The 17,662-nt window shown below is 64.6% G+C and carries 15 protein-coding genes; 10 read left to right on the top strand and 5 right to left on the bottom strand.

Features of this window, described 5'->3' with window-relative positions:
• Positions 1-15: 15 nt before the first annotated feature.
• On the bottom strand, positions 16-1,614 hold the full coding sequence (locus R3P93_RS16215; RefSeq protein WP_149406947.1) for an aldehyde dehydrogenase (NADP(+)): 1,599 nt from the start codon (positions 1,612-1,614) through the stop codon (positions 16-18).
• A gap of 288 nt (positions 1,615-1,902) precedes the next feature.
• Here R3P93_RS16215 and R3P93_RS16210 point away from each other — a divergent pair, with 288 nt between their 5' ends.
• The 4 genes from R3P93_RS16210 to R3P93_RS16195 all read left to right on the top strand — a co-directional run bounded on the left by R3P93_RS16210 (position 1,903) and on the right by R3P93_RS16195 (position 6,455).
• The gene (locus R3P93_RS16210; RefSeq protein ID WP_317533454.1) at positions 1,903-3,249 is read left to right on the top strand and encodes an enolase C-terminal domain-like protein; all 1,347 of its coding nucleotides are present in this window, start codon (positions 1,903-1,905) and stop codon (positions 3,247-3,249) included.
• A 14-nt stretch (positions 3,250-3,263) separates the two neighbouring features.
• On the top strand, positions 3,264-4,220 hold the full coding sequence (locus R3P93_RS16205) for a 2-hydroxyacid dehydrogenase (RefSeq protein ID WP_317533525.1): 957 nt from the start codon (positions 3,264-3,266) through the stop codon (positions 4,218-4,220).
• 263 nt (positions 4,221-4,483) lie between these two features.
• A complete protein-coding gene (locus tag R3P93_RS16200; RefSeq protein WP_317533524.1) occupies positions 4,484-5,797 on the top strand; it encodes a TrkH family potassium uptake protein in 1,314 nt (437 codons plus the stop codon).
• Positions 5,790-6,455: a potassium channel family protein gene (locus R3P93_RS16195; RefSeq protein WP_149406950.1), complete on the top strand. Its 666-nt coding sequence runs from the start codon at positions 5,790-5,792 to the stop codon at positions 6,453-6,455. The genes R3P93_RS16200 and R3P93_RS16195 overlap by 8 nt, the downstream gene beginning before the upstream one ends.
• On the opposite strand, the gene R3P93_RS16190 is transcribed toward R3P93_RS16195, so the two are convergent.
• Together R3P93_RS16190 and R3P93_RS16185 are read right to left on the bottom strand one after the other, a co-directional pair.
• Positions 6,439-7,914, bottom strand: coding sequence for a mannitol dehydrogenase family protein (locus tag R3P93_RS16190; RefSeq protein ID WP_149406951.1), 1,476 nt, complete (start codon positions 7,912-7,914; stop codon positions 6,439-6,441). The two genes, R3P93_RS16195 and R3P93_RS16190, sit on opposite strands and share 17 nt — an antisense overlap.
• Complete coding sequence (locus R3P93_RS16185; RefSeq protein ID WP_149407089.1) at positions 7,911-8,933, bottom strand: NAD(P)-dependent alcohol dehydrogenase; 1,023 nt, start codon at positions 8,931-8,933, stop codon at positions 7,911-7,913. Before R3P93_RS16185 ends, R3P93_RS16190 begins: the two co-directional genes overlap by 4 nt.
• A 115-nt stretch (positions 8,934-9,048) precedes the next feature.
• On the opposite strand from R3P93_RS16185, the gene R3P93_RS16180 reads away from it, so the two are divergent.
• Genes R3P93_RS16180 through R3P93_RS16160 form a run of 5 tightly spaced genes read left to right on the top strand, consistent with a single transcriptional unit; the run spans position 9,049 to position 14,372 of the window.
• Positions 9,049-10,074 carry a sugar-binding transcriptional regulator gene (locus tag R3P93_RS16180; RefSeq protein WP_094640484.1) on the top strand — a complete coding sequence of 342 codons (1,026 nt, stop codon included), beginning with the start codon at positions 9,049-9,051 and terminating at the stop codon, positions 10,072-10,074.
• The gene (locus R3P93_RS16175; RefSeq protein WP_441344161.1) at positions 10,071-11,423 is read left to right on the top strand and encodes an extracellular solute-binding protein; all 1,353 of its coding nucleotides are present in this window, start codon (positions 10,071-10,073) and stop codon (positions 11,421-11,423) included. Before R3P93_RS16180 ends, R3P93_RS16175 begins: the two co-directional genes overlap by 4 nt.
• The gene (locus R3P93_RS16170) at positions 11,420-12,370 is read left to right on the top strand and encodes a carbohydrate ABC transporter permease (RefSeq protein ID WP_037196012.1); all 951 of its coding nucleotides are present in this window, start codon (positions 11,420-11,422) and stop codon (positions 12,368-12,370) included. Before R3P93_RS16175 ends, R3P93_RS16170 begins: the two co-directional genes overlap by 4 nt.
• The gene (locus R3P93_RS16165; protein WP_068049004.1) at positions 12,370-13,254 is read left to right on the top strand and encodes a carbohydrate ABC transporter permease; all 885 of its coding nucleotides are present in this window, start codon (positions 12,370-12,372) and stop codon (positions 13,252-13,254) included. The genes R3P93_RS16170 and R3P93_RS16165 overlap by 1 nt, the downstream gene beginning before the upstream one ends.
• 11 nt (positions 13,255-13,265) lie before the next feature.
• Positions 13,266-14,372, top strand: a complete 1,107-nt coding sequence (locus R3P93_RS16160) for an ABC transporter ATP-binding protein (RefSeq protein WP_094640485.1) — start codon at positions 13,266-13,268, stop codon at positions 14,370-14,372.
• Here the strand turns inward: R3P93_RS16160 and R3P93_RS16155 are convergent.
• Entirely contained in the window at positions 14,369-14,842 is a 474-nt protein-coding gene (locus tag R3P93_RS16155) for a DUF3995 domain-containing protein (RefSeq protein ID WP_317533453.1), read from the bottom strand. The genes R3P93_RS16160 and R3P93_RS16155 overlap by 4 nt on opposite strands.
• Before the next feature lie 77 nt (positions 14,843-14,919).
• On the opposite strand from R3P93_RS16155, the gene R3P93_RS16150 reads away from it, so the two are divergent.
• Positions 14,920-16,635 (top strand): AMP-binding protein, encoded by a 1,716-nt coding sequence (locus tag R3P93_RS16150; RefSeq protein WP_394855314.1) that lies wholly within the window; start codon positions 14,920-14,922, stop codon positions 16,633-16,635.
• A gap of 68 nt (positions 16,636-16,703) precedes the next feature.
• Here R3P93_RS16150 and R3P93_RS16145 read toward each other — a convergent pair whose 3' ends face one another.
• Positions 16,704-17,489: an alpha/beta fold hydrolase gene (locus R3P93_RS16145; protein WP_317533452.1), complete on the bottom strand. Its 786-nt coding sequence runs from the start codon at positions 17,487-17,489 to the stop codon at positions 16,704-16,706.
• Positions 17,490-17,662: the final 173 nt, after the last annotated feature.

The raw sequence follows: 17,662 nt of genomic DNA, 5'->3' as shown, positions 1-17,662 counted from the left end.
CTAGGTGGGGGTGAGTCAGTCTTGGGTGAGCTGGCCGTCGACGCGGCGGAAGATGCCCTCTGGGTTGCCGTCGGCAATTGCACTGGGCAGCAGAGACTTCGGCACATCCTGGTAGGAAACAGGACGCAGAAAGCGCTCGATGGCCAGAGATCCGACCGAGGTGGTGCGGGAATTGGAGGTGGCAGGGAAGGGACCGCCGTGGACCATTGCGTGGCCTACCTCGACGCCGGTGGGCCATCCGTCGAACAGGATGCGGCCTGCCTTGAGTTCGAGAACCGAGAGGAGTTTGCCTGCCTCGGCGTGATCGGACTCGTCGGCATGGACAGTGGCGGTCAGCTGCCCTTCGAGGAGCGCGGCGACGTCGCGAACCTGCTGTGCATCGGTGCAACGAACGATGAGGCTCGACGCGCCGAACACCTCGGCCTGCGCTGCGTCGGAGGTGAGGAACGTATCGGCGTCGGTGGCGAACAGCGCTGCGCGGCAGGCGTTCGGGGCCTGTGCGTCGGTACCCCTGGCGAGCTCGGTCACGACTTCGCTCAAAGTGTCGACGCCCTCGGCGTAGCTCGCGGCGATGTTCGGGGTCAGCATCGTGGTGGGTGTGGACTCCTGGACAGCGGCGGTTGCTGCCTCGGTGAAGGACTGCAGGCCGGGGCCGTCCACGGCGATGACGAGACCGGGGTTGGTGCAGAACTGGCCCGAGCCCATGGTCAGCGATGCGACGAAGGCGCGGCCGAGTTCGGCTCCCCGGGCGGCGAGTGCGCCGTCCAGGACGAACACGGGGTTGATGGAACTCATCTCGGCGTACACCGGGATGGGCTCGCGGCGACCGGCCGCCGCGGCGACGAGAGCCGTTCCGCCCGAGCGTGATCCGGTGAAGCCGACGGCCTTGATGCGAGGGTCCGTCACCAGAGCGGTACCGAGTCCGCGGCCGGAGCCGAACAGCAGTGAGAATGTGCCCGAGGGCATTCCGGTGGAGGACACCGCGTCGGCGATTGCGCGGCCGACCAACTCGGACGTTCCCGGGTGGGCGTCGTGTGCTTTGACCACTACGGGGCATCCGGCTGCGAGGGCGGACGCGGTGTCGCCGCCGGCGACGGAGAAGGCGAGTGGGAAGTTGCTGGCTCCGAACACTGCTACCGGTCCCAGGGGGATCTGTCGCTGGCGGATGTCGGCGCGGGGGAGGGGCGCGCGTTCGGGCTGGGCCGGATCGATACGGGCTCCGTTCCAACTACCCTCGCGCAGAACGGAAGCGAACAGACGCAGTTGCCCGGTGGTGCGGCCGACCTCGCCGGTGATGCGGGCCAGCGGAAGCCCCGACTCGGCGACGGTGCGCTCGATCAGGGTGTCGCCGAGCGCTGCGATGTTGTCGGCGATGGTCTCGAGGAACTGCGCGCGGGTCTCCGAGGACGTGGCCCGGTAGTCGGCGAATGCGTCGGCCGCTGCGGCACAGGCCTTCTCGACGTCGTTGTTGTCTCCGTGCCCATAGGCGGGTTCGAGATCTCTGCCGGTGCTGGGGTCGATTCCGTGAATCTGCGCGCCGGCACCGAATACCGGGACGCCGGCGATGATCATCCGGCCGGTGAGATTGGTGGACTGTGTCGTCGACGCTGTCATGGGGTGACTCCTAGGGCTGTGATGCGGTGCGTGCACTGACGCCGAGGCGTGACCTGGCTCATAGCTCACCACGGTAGAAGGGCGATCGATACATGTCCAAGTCTAAAAAAGTCGTATTCGATCCACTCTCGGTATCGATCGCGCTGCCAGGTGTGATGGGCTCCCGTTGTGCGTACCGATGCCACTACTGCATCGGTCGATGCGCAGATGGTCTTGGACATGAATCGATCGGGAGTCCTAGTCTCGTCTGTGAGCCGAGTCACCGATGGCGTATGAGAGAGGTCGGACATGAGCGTCCCCACGAGCACCCCCGTCGTCGCCGAGATGCGCGTCATTCCCATTGCCGGTCACGACGACATGCTGCTGAACCTCAGTGGAGCCCACGCCCCGTACTTCACCCGCAATCTGGTGGTGCTCACCGATTCGGATGGGCGCATCGGCGTCGGTGAAGTGCCGGGTGGAGAGGCGATTCGGCAGACTCTCGACGATGCGCGGGTACTCGTCGAGGGCCAGGGCATCGGACGGTACAACGCCGTGCTGGCCGAGATGCGCCGCACGTTCGCGGATCGTGATGCCGGGGGCCGTGGCGCGCAGACCTTCGATCTGCGGATCGCGATTCACGCTGTGACCGCGGTGGAATCGGCGTTACTGGATCTACTCGGCCAGCATCTCGGCGTCAGCGTCGCCGCGTTGCTGGGAGACGGTCAACAGCGTGACAAGGTTCAGGCTCTGGGCTACCTGTTCTTCGTCGCCGATCGCACCAAGACCGACCTCGCCTACCGTGGTGCAGCCGACGAGGCCGCCGGGGCAGACGACTGGATGCGCATCAGGCACGAGAAGGCCATGGATCCCGAGTCGATCGTGCGCCTCGCCGAGGCGGCGCAGGCCCGATACGGATTCCAGGACTTCAAGCTCAAGGGTGGTGCGCTGCCCGCCGCCGAGGAGGCCGCTGCGGTGCGCGCACTGGCCGAGCGATTCCCCGAGGCTCGAATCACGTTGGACCCCAACGGCGGTTGGTTGTTGAAGGACGCCATCGAGACGTGCCGTGGACTGCGCGATGTCCTGGCCTACGCCGAAGACCCCGTCGGACCGGAGGGCGGATTCTCCGGTCGAGAAGTGATGACCGAATTCAAGCGCGCCACCGGGTTGCAGACCGCGACCAACATGATCGCCACCGACTGGCGCGAGATGGGCCACACCATCCGATCCGGTGCCGTGGACATCCCGTTGGCCGACCCGCACTTCTGGACGATGGCCGGTTCTGTCCGCGTAGCGCAGCTGTGCGATGCGTGGGGTCTGACGTGGGGTTCGCACTCCAACAATCACTTCGACGTGTCACTGGCCATGTTCACCCACGTCGCCGCGGCCGCTCCAGGAACGATCACGGCCATCGACACGCACTGGATCTGGCAGGACGGACAGCGAGTGACCAAAAAGCCGTTCACGATCGAGGACGGCTACCTCACCGTGCCCGACAAGCCGGGTCTGGGTGTCGAGCTCGACTTCGAGCAGATCGATGCGGCGCACGAGCTGTACCAGAAGGAAGGTCTCGGTTCCCGCGACGACTCCATCGGTATGCAGTACCTGATCGAGGGATGGACGTTCGACAGCAAGCGGCCGGCCCTGGTGCGATGAGTTCCGGTGCGCGGATGAAGATCGTCGTCGGCGACCGTAATGTGCTGCCGCATCGGGAGCAGTTCGAGTCGGGTCTGCCCGCCGATGCCGAGGTGGTGTGGTGCGTACCGTTCGACGAGAGTCGGGTCATCGACGAACTTGCCGACGCGGACGTCTACGTCGGCGGCAAGTTCAGTGCGGCCATGGGTGCCGCTGCGCCGAATCTGCGTATGGTGCACGTCGCGGGCGCTGGAACGGACAATGTCGATCGTTCCGGATTGGCAGACGATGTGCAGGTGTGCAACACGTTTCACCACGAGCAGTCGATTGCCGAGTATGTCGTTGCTGCGACCGTGATGTTGCGACGTAAGTTTCTGCAACAGGATCGGGCGCTGCGCGAGGGGCGGTTCGTGACCGCCGTCTACGACCCGACCATCGCGCAACCGTTGTCGCTGAGCGGTGCCCGCATCGGATTTGTCGGCTTCGGGCATATCGGTCGAAGAACCTGGCAACTGTTCCAGGCCTATGGGGCAACCGGCGCTGCGGTCACCGGGAGTGGACGAGCTCCGGATGAGGGCCTCGAATGGGTCGCTGATGCAGGGGGTTTGACGAGGCTCGCCGATTTCGCGGATGTTGTCGTGGTCTCCGCACCGCTGAACGAGCACACTCGCGGGATGATCGGTGCCGACGAACTTCGGAGGCTGGGTGAGGACGGGATACTCGTCAACGTCGGCCGTGGGCCCTTGGTGCAGGAACAGCCACTGTTCGACGCACTGTCTCGCGACGAGATCGCCGCAGCTGCCATCGATGTCTGGTACCGCTACCCGGGGCCGGACGGTGTGGGCGAACCGAGTTCGCTGCCGTTTCGCGAACTCGACAACGTGCTGATGACGCCCCACTCGTCGGGCGTCACGCACCACACGTTCGTGGGCCGAGTCGCCGATATCGCGTCGAACATCAGTGCATTGGGGCCGCGGGCAGTGGAGCGCTGACACGCAGGTGCGCGGGAGTGGAGCCCGCGGAATGACCCAGGTGCGCGGGAGTGGAGCGCTGACGCGCAGGTGCGCGGGAGTGGAGCCCGCGGAATGACCCAGGTGCACGGAAACTCGACCTCTGCTACGAGTTTTCGTGCACGTGCCGCGAAGCGGCTCTTCCACTCGCATGGGGCGAAGCGGAGCGTACTGTTTCTCGGGTGACAGACGCTCACCAGGCATCGCGATGGTCCGCGATCTTCAGGCCGACGCCGGTTCGGGTCATGGCCACAGGGTTCGCGCTCGCCATCGCGATCGGTGCGGGCGTGCTGTCGCTGCCGGCGGCGACCGTGCCCGGCAGCGAGACCGGGTTTCTGCAGGCGTTGTTCACGTCCACCTCGGCCGTCAGTCTGACCGGCCTGATCGTGGTGGACACTCCGGTGTACTGGTCGGGATTCGGGCAGGGCGTGATCCTTGCCCTGATTCAGATCGGCGGGTTCGGGATCATGACGATCGCGTCCCTGGTCGGTCTGGTCCTTGCCGATCGAATAGGTCTGCGCGGCAGGCTCAACGCGGCCGCGGAGGTGCGTACCTCGGGGCTGGGTGATGTCCGGAGCGTCGTCGTCGGCGTGTTCCGCACCAGTCTGATCATCGAGAGCGTCGTCGCGACAGCCCTCGCGGCGCGCTTCTTCCTCGGATACGACGAGTCTCTCGGTCGTGCTCTGTGGCTGGGGACCTTTCATGCGGTCTCCGCGTTCAACAACGCCGGCTTCGCGCTGTTCAGCGACAACATGATCGGGTTCGCCACCGATCCATGGATCTGCATTCCACTGTTGATCGCGGTCGTGTTGGGCGGCATCGGATTTCCGGTTCTCTTCGAGATCGCCCGTCGAGTTCGGTCCCGAGCCAAGGGCGGTCGCTCGCCCCACCGCTGGTCGCTGCACACACGACTGACGCTGACCGTCACCGGAGTTCTGTTGGTACTCGGACCGACGGTCGTGATGCTCTTCGAGTGGTCCAGAACGCTGGGAGGATTCGGCTTCTGGGACAAGATGCTCGTCGCGACGTTCCAGGGAATCATGCCCCGAACCGCAGGGTTCAACAGCGTCGATTACGCGGATGTCGACAACGCGACCCTGCTGGTCACCGACGTCCTGATGTTCATCGGTGGTGGCAGCGGCGGAACCGCAGGCGGCATCAAGGTCACCACGTTCGCACTACTGCTGTTCGTCATCCTGGCCGAGATCCGAGGTGACCGAGAGGTGACGGTGTTCGATCGTCGGATCGACGCGCGCGTGCAACGTCAGGCGTTGACCGTGGCACTGATCGGCGTCGCGTTGGTCATGCTCCCGGTCGTCGCGTTGCTGGCGGGCACGGACTTCGACCTCGACGTCCTGCTGTTCGAGGTCGTCTCGGCCTTCGCCACCGTCGGTCTGTCGACCGGTATCACCGCACAGTTGCCCGGGTGGGGACAGATGATCCTGATCGTGCTGATGTACCTGGGCCGCATCGGTTCCATCACTCTCGTCAGCGCCCTCGCCGCCCGCGACCGCGGTCGGCGCTACACGCTCCCCACGGAAAGGCCGTTCATTGGCTAGGAAACCGTCCTCCGACGTCGTCGTCGTCCTCGGCCTCGGCCGCTTCGGCAAGTCGCTGGCGCTGGAACTGATGGGCCAGGGCGTCGAGGTCCTCGGCATCGACACCGACGAGGCTGTGGTGCAACGTGTCTCGGACCGACTCACACACGCGGCCGTGGCCGACACCACCGACGAGGAGTCGTTGCGCCAACTGTCGGTTCACGAGTACGACCGCGCAGTCGTGGGCATCGGATCCGATCTCGAGGCAAGTCTGCTGACCGCGTCCGCGCTGATCAACCTGTCGGTGTCCAACATCTGGGCCAAGGCGATCAGCAACGCGCACGCCAAGATCCTCAACCAGATCGGCGTGCACCATGTGGTGCGGCCCGAGCACGACATGGGTAAGCGCGTCGCCCATCTGGTGCGCGGCCGAATGATGGACTACATCGAATTCGACGACGGTTTCGCCATGATCAAGACCTCTCCGCCCGCCTCCATCATCGGAAAGAAGCTGGGCGAAAGCGGAATACGCACCAAACATCGCGTCACCGTCGTCGCGGTCAAGCGACAGGGCGAAGGATTCACCTACGCCACGGCCGACACGGTGATCGGTGCGGGCGATACCGTCATCGTCTCCGGTCAGGTTCGAGACGCCGAACGATTCAGTGAGTCGACCTGAGCGATTCCAGCGTCTCGCGTGCTCCCCGCTCCTGCAGAGACGACAGTTGTTTCGTGTACTCGGCCACGAACCGCTCGTTGTCGATCAGATCCCCGAACACTGCGCGGTTGGCGATGAACGCCGTGGGGTTCTCGCGCTGACTCTGCGCGATCGGCACCAGTGAATCCTTGAGCTGGTCGACGATCTCGATGGGCTCGCCGGACTCGTCGACGGCCTCGGCGTATCGAGCCCAACTGGCCACCACTGCGGTGGAGCGGGTGATCTCACCGCCGGTCTCGAGGTTCTTGCGGATGACAGGTAAGAGCCACTTGGGGATTCGGTCCGAGGACTCGGCGCACAGGCGAGCGACGGTATCGCGGATCTCGGGGTTGGAGAACCGCTCGATCAACGTCTTCTTGTAGTCGGTCAGATCGATGCCGGGGACCGGCTGCAGCGTCGGGGTCGCCTCCTCGTCCATGTAGGCGAGCAGGAAGTCGGCGAACAGCGAATCCTGGCACACCTCGTGGACGAGGCGATAGCCGCTGAGGTAGCCGAAGTACGCGAGCGCCTGGTGGCTGGCATTGAGCAACCGCAGCTTCATCAGCTCGTAGGGGGTGACGTCCTCGACCACCTGCACGCCCACCTCTTCCAGCGGTGGACGGCCGAGGGTGAAGTTGTCCTCGAGCACCCACTGCGTGAACGGCTCGCCTGCAACGGGCCACTGATCGTCGATGGCGTAGCGCAACGAAAGTTGCTCGGTCACTTCCGGTGTCGTGACCGGCGTGATGCGATCGACCATCGAATTGGGGAACGCGCCCTCGGCTTGGATCCAGTCGGCCAACGCCGGGTCCTTCAGGCGCGCGAACGCGGTGAACGTCGACTGCGCCATGTGTCCGTTGCCCTCGATGTTGTCGCAGGACATGATGGTGAACGGTGCCATTCCGCGGCTCTTGCGTCGAGCCAATGCTTCGATCACGAGGCCGAATGTCGTTGCGGGAACAGCGCCGTCGGCGAGGTCGGCGACGATGGCCGGATTGTCGGCGTCGAACTCGCCCGTCGTCGCGGAGAAGTTGTAGCCACCCTCGGTGATGGTGAGCGAGACGATCTTCGTCGTGTCGGCTGCCATCTTCTCGATCACGGCCTCGGCGTCGTCCGGTGCGAAGAGGTACTCGACGATGGAACCGATGACGCGGGTGTCCCACGTGCCGTCGGAATGCTTGAGCGCCAACGTGTACAGGCAGTCCTGTGCCTGCATGACGTCGTTCATTCTCCGGTCGCCGGGCAGTACGCCGACGCCGCAGATTCCCCAGTCCAGCGCCTGCCCCTGCTGCAACAGACGGTCGACGTACATCGCCTGGTGGGCGCGATGGAAGCCGCCGACACCGAAATGCACGATGCCGACCGTCACCTCGGATCGGTCGTACGTCGGAACCGCGACGTCCTCGATGAAGTCGGCGAGGTTCTGCGAGTTCAACTTCATGCGTCGTTCTCCTTCGAAAGTCCTGGAATCACTACGGCTTTGATGCTTCCGGGTTGCCTGTCTGCGTTCAATGCATCCTCGACGCCATCGAGCCCGAATCGCGCCGTCACCATCGCGTCGAGATCCACCATGCCCGACGCCACCAGCGCGCGTGCGATCGGCCATGTGTTGGCGTAGCGAAAGACGCCGGTGAGCAGCAATTCTCGGTTCTGGATCAGCGAGATCGGCAGCGGATAATCTGATCCACCCATGCCGACGAGGACGACCGTGCCTGCGGGCCGGACCGCGTGGATGCCGTCGATCACGGCTCGGGCCGCACCGGACGCGTCGATGAACGCATCGACCGTCAGGGAGCGCACGTCCTCGGCGGCGGGGTCGAGCACGCGAGTCGCGCCGAACCTCTGCGCGTTGGCCCGGCGGGAAGCGTCGATGTCGGTGACGATCACCTCGGTGGCACCGAACGCGCGCGCGACCTGCGCGGTGACGAGCCCGACGGGCCCCGCTCCCGCGATGAGCACGCTCGAGCCCGCGGAGATCCGCGCTTTCTGGGCCGACGCGATGCCCACCGACAGCGGTTCGAAGAGCGCAGCAGCCTCGTCGGAGATGTCGTCGGGGACGTCGTGGGCGAAGGTCGATTGGATCAACACGTACTCCGCGAGCGCGCCGTCGATGGGCGGCGTCGCGAAGAACTCCATGGCCGGGCACAGATTGTAGCGGCCTGCGCGGGACTGAGCGCTGGTGGGATCGGGGCGCTGCGGCTCGATGGACACGCGCTGCCCGACGCGGGTGTCGGAGACGTCGTTGCCCACGGCCACGATGACGCCCGCGGCCTCGTGCCCGAGTACCAGGGGGCCGTCGACCACGTACTCGCCGATGCGCCCCTCCCGGTAGTAGTGCGCGTCGGAACCGCACACCCCGACCGCCGTGACCTGTACGAGGACCTGATCGGGCGCGGGGGTGGGGACGGGCCGTTCTTCGAGTCGTATCTCCTGTGCTGCGGTGAGGACGCTGGCCTGCATGGACTGTGGCACGGGCCGCCCGCCGTCGGGGGGTGTTGTGTAGATCACACCTTAATGTTAGCTTAGTGAGCAGATGAGCACGAGCTGAGCATCTGCTCACAACTTGGGAGGCGAAATGGATGGATCGTCATCCGGTCCGGCGGGGTCGAAGTCTCCGCGGTCCGGAGAGGATCTGCGCCTGGCTCTGCGCGCCGCGACCATGTACCACCTCGAAGGCGCGACTCAGGCCGAGATCGCCGTGAAGCTCGGTGTCTCACGCCCCACAGCAGGGCGGTTGGTTGCACGCGCTCGCACCCAGGGACTGGTGACCATCGAGATCAACGTTCCCGACGACCTGCAGGGCACCGTGCACGCCGACATCGAGCGTGAACTCGAAGCGCAGTTCGGGCTGACCGAGGTGCTCGTCGTCTCGGACGTCATCGACGGCACGGACGCCGGCTACGGTTCCCTCGGCCGGGCAGCGGCGACGCTGCTCTCTCGTCGGCTCCAGGACAAGGATGTGCTGGGCTTCACCTGGGGACCCGAGACGGTGGCGGTCGCCAGCTCGCTCAAGACCAGGTCCACCAAATGTGCTGCGGTGGTGCAACTCGACGGTTCCATCACCTCGGCCGACTACCAGACCGGCGTCGAGTACACACTCGGACGGTGCGCTGCGTACCTGCAGGCGACACCCATCAGGCTCAATGCGCCGCTGTACGCCGATCAGGCTACTGTCGTTGCGTTGGAGCAGGACTCCGTGATCTCTCGCGCACTCAAAGCCGGGACCGATGCCGATGTGATGATGTACGGCATCGGTCCCGTTTCCACGTCCACCACATTGTTCGAGGGCAGCTTCATCGACCTCGAGGTGCTCGACGAACTGCGCCGACTCGGTGCGGTCGGTGAGATCGGCGGACGGTTCTACGACGCCGACGGCAAGGACACCGGCGGATCACTCCCCGGCCGAACCGTGTCGGTGGGGCTCGACGCCATCAGGGCCTGCGATCGGGCGGTGCTCGTCACGGGCGGAAAACGAAAACACGAAGCGCTGCTCGGTGCACTGCGCGGTGGACTGGCATCGATCTTGGTCACCGACATCGAAAGTGCGCGTTGGCTTGTGGATCGATCCACATCAGCGTCGAATGGAAAGGTATCTCAGTGAAAGTTCTACCGAAGGTGGTTGTCGCGACCTCGCTCGCGACGACCTTGGTGGTGTCCGGATGTGCCGGTGCCGGCTCGTTCGGTGGTGATGGTGACGGTACGACGGTCACCGTCGCGATCGTCTCGAATTCGCAGATGTCCGATGCCATTTCGCTTGCTCCGGAGTTCGAGGCGGAGAACCCGGGTATCAACCTGAAGTTCGTGTCGCTCTCGGAGAACGAGGCCCGAGCCAAGATCACGGCCTCGGTCGCGACCGGCGGCGGTGAGTTCGACGTGGTGATGATCAGCAACTTCGAGACCCCGCAGTGGGCCGAGAACGGTTGGCTGACCAATCTTTCCGAGTACGCCGACGCCACGCCGGGCTACGACGAGGACGACTTCATTCCCACGCTGAAGGAGTCGCTGTCGTACGAGGGCAGCATGTACTCGGTGCCGTTCTACGGTGAATCGTCGTTCCTGATGTACCGCAAGGATCTGATGGAGCAGGCCGGTATCGACATGCCTGCCGAGCCCACCTGGCAGCAGGTGGCCGACGCCGCAGCCGCTCTCGACAGCCCGGGCCTGTCCGGAATCTGCCTGCGCGGCAAGCCCGGCTGGGGTGAGGTGCTCGCACCGCTCAACACGGTCATCAACGCGTTCGGCGGCCGCTGGTACGACGAGAACTGGAACGCCCAGCTGAACAGTCCCGAGGTACGCGAAGCCGTGCAGTTCTACGTCGACACCGTGCGTGAGCACGGTCAGGCCGGCGCGGCGACCAGTGGGTTCAGTGAGTGCGGAACGCAACTCTCCCAGGGCAACACCGCCATGTGGTACGACGCCACCTCGGCCGTCTCGGTCCTCGAGGACCCGTCGTCGAGCAACGTCGTCGGGCAGATCGGTTACGCCAAGGCCCCGTCGGCGGCCAAGGGCGACAACGGTTGGCTGTACTCCTGGGCACTGGGCATCCCCAAGACCAGCGAGGCACCCGACGAGGCATGGAAGTTCGTTTCGTGGATGACCAGCAAGGAATATCTGAACAAGGTCGGTAACGAACTCGGGTGGGAGCGTGTGCCTCCCGGAAGTCGACTCTCGACCTACGAGATTCCCGAGTACGCGGAGGCGTCGGCGGCCTACGGTCAGCTGACCCTCGACTCCATCGACAGTGCCGACCCGAACGACCCCACCGTGGATCCGGTTCCGTACACCGGAGTCCAGTTCCTGACCATTCCGGAGTTCCAGGACCTCGGTACCCGGGTCAGCCAACAGATCAGTGCCGCGATCGCCGGACAGATCAGCGTCGACGACGCGCTCGACCAAGCGCAGCAATACGCCGAAGTGGTCGGCAGGACGTACCAGGAGGACCAGGGATGACCACCACCGAAGAACGGACGGCTCCGGCCGAACCGGAGAAGTTCGTACCGAGACCGAGAACCATCTCCAAGGCAGAGGGGTGGCGTCGACGCGGGCCACTGTTGCCGGCGTTGGTGTTCGCCATCATCGTCACTCAGATCCCGTTCCTGTTCACGCTGTACTACTCGACGCAGTCCTGGAACCTCGTTCGTCCGGGTTCGCGTGAGTTCAACGGTCTGAACAACTACATCGACGTGTTCCGCGACAGTCAGTTCCGCGAGGTCGCGATGAACACCGTGATCATGATCGTCGGAACCGTGATCATCTCGGTGGTCCTCGGCCTGGCCCTCGCTCTGCTGCTCGATCGAAAGTTCATCGGACGAAGCCTGATTCGCACGCTGCTGATCACCCCGTTTCTCGTCACCCCGGTCGCCGGTGCGCTGATCTGGAAGACGACGATGTTCGATCCCGTCTTCGGCCTGATCAACTTCGCGCTGAGCCCGTTCGGAGTCGGTGAGATCGACTGGGTGTCGCGGTTCCCGCTGGCCGCGGTCATGACGAACCTCGTGTGGCAGTGGACGCCGTTCATGATGCTGCTGATCCTCGCCGGCCTGCAGTCCATGCCGAAGGACATCGCCGAGGCTGCGCGTGTCGACGGGGCAGGCCCGTTCAAACTCTTCCGTGAGTTGACGTTGCCGCACCTGCGCCGCTTCATCGAACTCGGCACCGTCCTCGGTGCGATCTATCTGGTCAACACCTTCGATGCCGTCTACATGATGACCTCCGGTGGACCGGGAGTCGCGTCGGCGAACTTGCCGTTCTACATCTACCAGCGTGCCTTCCTCGGCTTCGACATCGGTCAGGCCGCGGCCATGGGCGTCGTCACCGTGGTGGCAACCATCGTTCTCAGCACACTGGCGCTGAGACTGATCTTCAAGAGCTTCAGCGCAAACGAGGAGGCGGCGTGATGAGCACGGCAACCACGAGCAAGAAGAAGGCCGTCGCGCAGACCTCCGACGGGCAGGAGATCCGGAAGAAGAGCAAGTGGGGCCCGGGCACGATCTGGTCGTTCGTTGCCTGGGTGGCCGGTATCGCCTTCTTCTTCCCGGTTCTCTGGATGGTGATCACCGGCTTCAAGCAGGAGGCCGACGCCTACTCCAACCCGCCGAAGCTGATCTTCACCCCCACCCTCGATCAGTATCGAGGTGTCCTCGAGAGCGGCATCGGCACCACCCTGCTGAACTCGGCGTTCGCGACGATCGTCTCGACGATTCTCGTTCTGCTGCTGGGTGTTCCGGCAGCATTCGCGCTGTCGCTGCGGCCGGTGAAGAAAACCCAGGACGTGCTGTTCTTCTTCATCTCCACCAAGATGCTGCCCGTCGTGGCCGTCATCGTTCCGCTGTACGTCATCGTCGGTGACATCGGCATGCTCGACAACATCTGGGCACTGGTGATTCTCTACACCGCGATGAATCTGCCTATCGCCGTGTGGATGATGCGCTCGTTCTTCATGGAGGTGCCGTCGGAACTGCTCGAGGCCGCCAGCATGGACGGTGCGTCGCTGTGGACGTCGGTCCGCGAGGTGATCCTGCCGCTCGTCTCTCCCGGTATCGCAGCGACGTCGTTGATCTGCGTGATCTTCTCGTGGAACGAGTTCTTCTTCGCCGTCAACCTCACTGCCGTTCAGGCCCAGACGATTCCGGTGTACCTCGTCGGATTCATCACCGGCCAGGGCCTGTACTGGGCCCAGCTTTCCGCCGCTGCGACGTTCGCAGCACTCCCCGTCGTCCTTGCCGGATGGTTCGCGCAGAACAAGCTCGTGCGCGGTCTGTCCTTCGGCGCCATCAAATAGGAGAAAGTCTCATGGCTGCAATCACGTACAAGAAGGCATCCTGCGTCTACGAAGGTGCCGATTCGCTCGCCGTCGATTCCCTCGACCTCGACATAAAGGACGGCGAGTTCGTCGTCCTGGTCGGACCGTCCGGCTCCGGCAAGTCCACCGCACTTCGGATGCTCGCCGGTCTGGAGGAGATCGACGGCGGCGCAATCGAAATCGGCGGCAAGAACATGGTGGGCGTCCCGTCCAAGGACCGCGACATCGCCATGGTGTTCCAGAACTACGCGCTCTACCCCAACAAGACCGTCGGCGAGAACATGGGCTTCGCGCTCAAGATGCGCGGAGTGAGCCTCGAGAAGCGTCAGGCACGCGTGGCCGAAGCGGCCCGTCTGCTCGATCTCACCGAGTACCTCGATCGCAAGCCCGGCAAGCTCTCGGGCGGCCAGCGTCAGCGAGTTGCCATGGGCCGCGCCATCGTTCGTGAGCCGCAGGTGTTCTGCATGGACGAGCCACTGTCCAACCTCGACGCGAAACTGCGGGTGCAGACGCGTACGCAGATCGCGGCGTTGCAGCGTCGGCTCGGCACCACGACGGTCTACGTCACCCACGATCAGGTCGAGGCCATGACGATGGGTGATCGCGTCGCCGTCCTGCGTGGTGGCAAGCTGCAGCAGTTCGCCTCTCCCACAGACCTGTACGACCACCCCGTCAACGCGTTCGTCGCAGGATTCATCGGCTCCCCGGCGATGAACCTGATGACGGTACCCATCGGCTCGGGCGGCGTGCAGATCGGTAAGTTCCTGCTCCCGCTCGAGCGCGACGAGCTGACCAAGCTCGCGAGCCTGGGGATCGACGAGGTCACCATCGGAATGCGGCCCGAGAACATCGGCATCGTCCACGGCGGCGGCGAAGGCTTCGAGGGCAAGGTCGATCTCATCGAGGAGCTCGGCAGCGAGTCGTACGTGTACGCGCACCTCGACGACCCGAAGGTGAAGGGACTCGACGGGGGACCCGTGTCGTTGGTTGCGCGTTCGGCAGTGCGTGCCCCGGCGAGGATCGGAGAGAGCATCGGACTGAAGCGCCTCGACGGAGCAATCCACCTCTTCCACCCGGAAACAGGCGAGCGCATCTAGCGCGGCTGGTACGGCGCTTTCCGCGAGAGGATCAGCGCCGTCAGCAGGGTGGCACCCCAGAGCAGGAAGATGCCGTCGAAGAACAGGTGCCCGTACTTGACGCTTCGGTTCTCGTCCGAGGCGATCAGGCCGATCACCGCTCCGACGAACGACGTTCCGCCCCAGAGAATCAGCAGCACCGAGCCGGGCCAGGATATGCCGAGGACGATCGCCGGCAGCCTGGTCCGGTTCTGTGCTGCCAGGCGCGGCCGGTTCATGTAGGCGAGGGCGGGAAGAATTGCCGCTGCAAGTTTGAGCAGCGTGAGCACCAGCAGTGCTGTTCGCGCAGTCTGCGGTTCGGTCTCGACCCATTCCGTGGCGAATGATCCGACGGTGTTCAACATCCATCGGCCACCTGCAGCCCAGTAGCCGGAAAACGCGGCGTGAACTAACCCCAGCGCACCTGCGATCGCGAAGTATCCGATGGCCACGGTGAGCGAGGCTAGCCGAGTTCTCACCCCCGTTCAGGGGTAGCGCGGGATTGTTCATCTCCCCTACCGTGGCGGTGATGAGCATCACAGGCTACGGAGGAAGCATGGCCGAATCGGCACATACGGCATTCAGGAACGCTCGCGACCTGCTGCTCGACTCCTACGGCGAGTACGACCGCGCCGTAGAGACTTTCGAGTGGCCGTCGTTCGGTGAGACGTTCAACTGGGCCATCGATTGGTTCGACGCGATCGCCCGTGGCAACGACGGCACTGCGTTGTGGATCGTCGAAGAGGACGGCAGCGAGGCCAAGTACAGCTTCGACGACATCGCGCGTCGTTCCGACCAGGTCGCCAGGTGGCTCGAGCAACAGGGCATCGGCCGCGGCGACTCGGTGATCCTGATGCTCGGCAATCAGGTGGAACTGTGGGAAGCGATGCTCGCGGTGATGAAACTGGGCGCGGTGTTGATGCCGACCACCACTGCCATCGGGCCCGCAGACCTGACCGACCGTGTGGTGCGCGGCAATGCGCGCGCAGTGATCGTGAACCCCTCGGACACCGGCAAATTCGACGACGTACCCGGGGACTACCTGCGCATCGCCACCTCCGCTCGAGATGGCTGGGTCGACTATGCCGAGGCTCGTTCTGTCGAGGCCGTACCGTTCGAGTCCGTGACGGCTCCCACCGACCGCCTTCTCATGTACTTCACCTCCGGCACCACCAGCAAGCCCAAGCTCGTCGAACACACCCAGATCTCTTATCCCGTCGGGCATCTGAGCACCATGTACTTCCTCGGTCTGCGTCCGGGCGACGTGCACCTGAACATCAGCTCGCCGGGTTGGGCCAAGCATGCGTGGAGTTGCTTCTTCGCGCCGTGGATCGCCGAGGCGACGATCTTCATCTACAACTACGGAAAATTCGACGCGAAAGCGTTGCTCGAGCAGATCCGCCGGGCCGAGGTGACGACGTTCTGTGCTCCACCGACGGTGTGGCGCATGCTGATTCAAGCCGACCTCGCCGGTGGCGGTGGTTCGCTACGCGAGGCCATCGGAGCAGGTGAGCCCCTCAACCCCGAGGTGATCTCGCGGGTGCAGCGGGAGTGGGGCCTGAACATCCGCGACGGGTTCGGCCAGACGGAAACCACTGCGCTGGTTGCCAATACACCCGGCGCGGTACTCAAGTCCGGCTCGATGGGGAGGCCGCTGCCGGGCGTGCCGGTGGTGATCGTCGACCCCACCACCGGCGAACTCGCCGACGAAGGCGAGATCTGCCTCGACCTGGCGCAGCAGCCGTTCAACCTGATGACCGGATACCTCGGCGACCCCGAACGCAACGCCGCTGTCATGGCCGACGGTTACTACCACACCGGCGACGTCGCATCACGGGACTCCGAGGGCTACATCACCTACGTCGGCCGCACCGACGACGTGTTCAAGGCCTCGGACTACAAGATCTCCCCGTTCGAACTCGAAAGCGTGCTCATCGAACACCCCGCCGTTGCCGAGGCCGCGGTGGTGCCCGCCCCCGACGAGACGCGACTGGCCGTCCCCAAGGCGTATGTGGCATTGGCGTCGGGCTGGGAACCCAACGAGGACACCGCGTTCGAGATCCTCAAGTACGCCCGCGAGCACCTTGCGCCGTTCCTGCGGGTGCGCCGAATCGAGTTCTTCGAGCTACCGAAAACCATCTCGGGCAAGATCCGCCGAGTGGAACTGCGCGCCCGCGAGGACGCGGCCGTCGGACCGCTGGAGACCGAGTGGCGTGACGACCAGTTCCCTGCACTCAAGAGGTGATGTGGCTGTCCACTATTTGCGGTGGGAGGCGGGATCCCGATTCTCGAGGCGAATAGTGGACGCTCAGGTCACTTGTCCCAGAACCGTTCGAGAATCCCGAGCACTTCGGTGGACGCCGCCATCGTTGTCGCGTGATCGAATCCGCGGATGACATGCAATTCGGAGTTCGGTACCAGCGCCGCGGCAGCTCGGGTGTCGTCGAGCCTGGTGCCGTCCTGACTGCCGACGTAGAACAGCGACGGCTGGGTGAACTGCTGCAACGCGTCGTCGGATAGGCCCGGATCGGCGTCGGATGCTCGAATGTACGCGGCCATGGCCTGGGCGTCGTTGGTGGAGAACACCGCTCGCGTACCGGCATCGATCGGGAACATACGGTGGCTGTTCCACGCCTCGAGGAACCCGTCCATGCCACCCTGCTCCAACACGTCTGCGCACCCGGGGAAGAACAGGCGATCGAACGCGCCGGCCTGAGCGCCGTGACTACCGCCGCCGACGGCCAGCGATCGCACTCGCTCGGGAGCCGCTGCCGTCAGCGCCAACCCGGCCCGAGCCCCGAACGAATACCCCAGATAGTCGACGGTCTCCGCGCCCACCGCGTCGAGCACCGCCGTCAGATCGCCGACGATCGTGCTCATCGCATACGCGTCGGGAGAATGGGGTTTCTCGCTGCGGCCGTGCCCGCGACTGTCGATGAGAATCAACTGCCGAGCGCCGCGCAGCGCCTTCACATAGCCGAACGTCCGCCAGATCGTGTGCGTTAGAAAACTGCCGTGCACCATCAACAACGGCGGGCCGGACCCCACCACCGTGTACGCGATCCGTGTCCCATCGTCTGCATTCGAGGCATACTCCACCCCGCAATCCTCCCGAACGAAGTCCACTCAATGTGACATTGACCCCCGAACTGCGCTTGTGGGTCATTCCGCAGGCTCCACTCCCGTCCACTGAATGATGCTCCTATGTCTGTCAAGGGCTGGGTGTGGGCTTCAGTAGGCCGAATATTTCGCGGGCGATGGCGCGTTTGAGG

Source organism: Rhodococcus cerastii, from assembly GCF_033042195.1.
In the GTDB taxonomy this organism is placed as follows: domain Bacteria; phylum Actinomycetota; class Actinomycetes; order Mycobacteriales; family Mycobacteriaceae; genus Rhodococcoides.
The sequence above is the reverse complement of the archived record's forward strand: the minus strand, read 5'-3'. Positions and strand labels throughout refer to the sequence as shown.